This is a genomic window from Moorena sp. SIO2C4 (assembly GCF_010672485.1).
GTDB classification, from domain to species: Bacteria; Cyanobacteriota; Cyanobacteriia; order Cyanobacteriales; family Coleofasciculaceae; genus Moorena; species Moorena producens.
In genome coordinates this window covers 1-3118 of record NZ_JAAHGN010000916.1, presented here as the reverse complement: position 1 = coordinate 3118, position 3118 = coordinate 1, and the positions used below count along the sequence as shown (strand labels likewise).

General features: G+C 44.8%; 5 protein-coding genes and 1 pseudogene. All 6 read left to right on the top strand.

Annotated features, from left to right (window positions below):
* A partial coding sequence (gene rplE, locus F6K20_RS31335; protein ID WP_287297330.1) for a 50S ribosomal protein L5 occupies positions 1 to 387 on the top strand: 387 nt, incomplete at its 5' end.
* 23 nt (positions 388 to 410) lie between these two features.
* Positions 411 to 812: a 30S ribosomal protein S8 gene (rpsH, locus tag F6K20_RS31330; RefSeq protein WP_008191196.1), complete on the top strand. Its 402-nt coding sequence runs from the start codon at positions 411 to 413 to the stop codon at positions 810 to 812.
* Between the two features lie 262 nt (positions 813 to 1074).
* Complete coding sequence (gene rplF, locus F6K20_RS31325; RefSeq protein WP_008191191.1) at positions 1075 to 1614, top strand: 50S ribosomal protein L6; 540 nt, start codon at positions 1075 to 1077, stop codon at positions 1612 to 1614.
* A gap of 3 nt (positions 1615 to 1617) precedes the next feature.
* Complete coding sequence (gene rplR / locus F6K20_RS31320; protein WP_008191189.1) at positions 1618 to 1980, top strand: 50S ribosomal protein L18; 363 nt, start codon at positions 1618 to 1620, stop codon at positions 1978 to 1980.
* Between the two features lie 114 nt (positions 1981 to 2094).
* Positions 2095 to 2616 (top strand): 30S ribosomal protein S5, encoded by a 522-nt coding sequence (gene rpsE / locus F6K20_RS31315; RefSeq protein ID WP_008191187.1) that lies wholly within the window; start codon positions 2095 to 2097, stop codon positions 2614 to 2616.
* A 107-nt stretch (positions 2617 to 2723) separates the two neighbouring features.
* A pseudogene (gene rplO / locus F6K20_RS31310) lies at positions 2724 to 3118 on the top strand (50S ribosomal protein L15); the annotation flags it as partial.

The window sequence follows — 3118 nt, the reverse complement described above, 5'->3', positions numbered from 1 at the left end:
TCGGTAAACGAAATTGCCATAATCACCGGTCAAAAACCGGTGGTCACACGAGCAAAACAAGCGATCGCGGGTTTTAAAATCCGTGCCGGGATGCCTGTTGGTGTCACGGTTACCCTCCGTTCAGAGCGTATGTACTCCTTTCTAGAGCGGCTAATTAACTTAGCCCTACCAAGAATTCGGGACTTTCGGGGTCTTAGCCCTAGAAGCTTTGACGGTCGTGGTAACTACACTCTTGGGGTGCGAGAGCAACTCATTTTTCCAGAAGTAGACTACGACAGCATCGATCAGATTCGTGGTATGGATATTACCATAGTCACCACTGCCAACACTGACGAAGAAGGTCGCGCCTTACTCAAAGAGATGGGAATGCCTTTCCGGGATAAATAAGCCTGTAATCATAGGAAGGAACAATGCCGGCAAACGACACAATTGCAGATATGCTGACCCGCATTAGAAATGCCTGCTTGGTTCGGCATCAAACAACAAATGTACAATCAACTAAAATGACCCGGGCGATTGCCCAAGTACTCAAAGAAGAAGGCTTTATTACTGATTTTGAGGAAGCAGGCGAAGGGGTCAAAAAATACTTAGTTGTTTCCCTAAAATACAAGGGCAACAATCGCAAACCAATTATCAGAGCCCTGAAGCGGGTGAGTAAACCTGGATTGCGAGTTTACTCCAACCGTAAAGAACTGCCAAGAGTCTTGGGAGGGATTGGGATTGCTATTATCTCTACTTCTAATGGCATCATGACCGACAGGGAAGCAAGGCGTCGGGGAATTGGTGGTGAAGTTCTGTGTTACGTATGGTAAAGGATGAAGCATGAAGGATGAAGGATCTACTAAGAGCCGTCAGCTGACTCGCTACTTAAAAATCTAGGCTTGCCAGCTATCAGCTGGAAGCCCCTGTAGATTAGAGCATCAGTTCGAGCAATAATCAGCTCAGTATATGCCAAACGGTCCTTGGGCCAACCTAGGATTGATCGGATTAGCTGATTAACCAATTCATGACATACTTCATACTTCATACTTCATACTTTATATTTCATACTTCTTTAGTTAGGAGGATAATTTTATGTCACGTATTGGCAAGCGCCCTATACCAATTCCCAGTAAAGTTACTGTAACAATAGACGGTCAACAGGTGAAGGTCAAAGGTTCCAAAGGTGAACTGGATTGGGTTTTGCCAGATACAATTAAAGCTGAGCAAGTTGGTGAAACTGTACAGGTTTCCCGGCGCGAAGAAACCCGAACCGCCCGTGAAAGTCATGGTTTGTCTCGCACTTTGGTTGCCAACATGATTGAGGGAGTCTCCAAAGGGTTTGAAAAACGTTTGGACATTCAGGGAGTCGGTTATCGAGCTCAAGTGCAGGGTCGTAATCTGATTTTAAACGTTGGTTACAGCAAGCCAGTGGAGATCGTTCCTCCTGAGGGGATTCAAGTCAAAGTTGAAAACAACACCAACGTGATTGTCAGTGGCATCAACAAAGAAGTTGTAGGCAACACAGCTGCAAAAATTCGTGCAGTTCGACCCCCAGAAGTCTATAAAGGTAAAGGCATTCGATATGCCGGTGAAATAGTCAGACGTAAAGCTGGTAAAGCAGGTAAGAAGTAAACTATGAAACTTACTCGAAAAGAATCTATACGACACAGACATAGGCGGGTACGCCGGAAAGTCAGTGGTACTGCTGAACGCCCAAGATTAGCTGTATTTCGCTCTAATGAGCACATTTATGTGCAAGTTATCGATGACAATCAGCAACATACCATAGTGGCAGCTTCAACGTTAGAACCAGCTCTGAGATCTGAACTCAAATCTGGAGCCACTTGTGAAGCCTCAGCTAAAGTGGGTCAGTTGGTGGCCCAGCGAGCACTAGAAAAAGGTCTCAAGAAAGTGGTCTTTGACCGTGGGGGCTACCTATATCATGGTCGTGTCAAAGCTTTAGCAGAAGCTGCTCGTGAAGCAGGGCTAGATTTTTAGTAAATGCTAATTGACAATTAACAACTGAAAATTGAAATTAACAGTTAAAAATTAGCAACTATAAATTAGCTAATCTTTGAATACTTACTATCATGATTTAATTTCTAGCGAACTATGGCAAATCGTAGAAAAAACAACCGCTCTAAAGAAAAAGAAAGTAATTGGCAAGAGCGGGTTATCCAAATCCGCCGCGTTAGTAAGGTGGTCAAAGGGGGCAAAAAGTTGAGCTTCCGGGCCATCGTAGTTGTAGGTAATGAAAAAGGTCAAGTGGGGGTTGGTGTAGGCAAAGCCAGTGATGTAATTGGTGCTGTCCGTAAAGGAGTTGCTGATGCCAAAAAGCAACTCATTGATGTACCCTTAACCAAAACTAATTCCATTCCTCACCCATCTAGAGGTAGGGCGGTGGGAGCCAAAGTAATCATGCGACCTGCTGCTCCCGGAACTGGGGTAATTGCTGGGGGTGCTGTGCGCACAGTACTTGAGTTAGCTGGAGTTAAAAATGTCTTAGCTAAACAGCTTGGTTCCAATAACCCCCTCAATAATGCTAGAGCAGCAATCAACTCTCTTGATTCCCTACGCACATTTTCAGAGGTGGCTCAAGAACGAGACATTCCCCTTGAACAAATCTATGCATAAATTAAAAACCAGGTAGCTAGAAATAAAAGTAATATGCTCAAGGTTGACGGTTTAGCGTCAGCCGTCAATCTTAAAAAAAACATTTTCACCCTTACAAAAAACGATCGATGAGAATCAATGATGCAGTCCCAAAAAAAGGCTCCAAAAAGCGCCGACGCCGTGTAGGTCGTGGCATTGCCGCTGGTCAAGGGGCTAGCTGCGGTTTTGGAATGCGTGGTCAAAAATCCCGTTCAGGTCGAGGGACAAGACCTGGTTTTGAAGGGGGTCAGATGCCCTTATATCGCCGTATCCCCAAGTTAAAACACTTTACGGTCATTAACCCCAAACATTACACTACAATCAACGTAGGTAAGTTGGCCTCACTTCCCGCCAATACTGAGGTAACTTTGGAATCATTGTTGGAGACAGGTGTGGTCACCACCAATGATGGTCCATTGAAACTACTCGGTGATGGGGAGCTGAATGTGCCACTAATATAAAAGCTGCTGCCTTTACAAGTGGA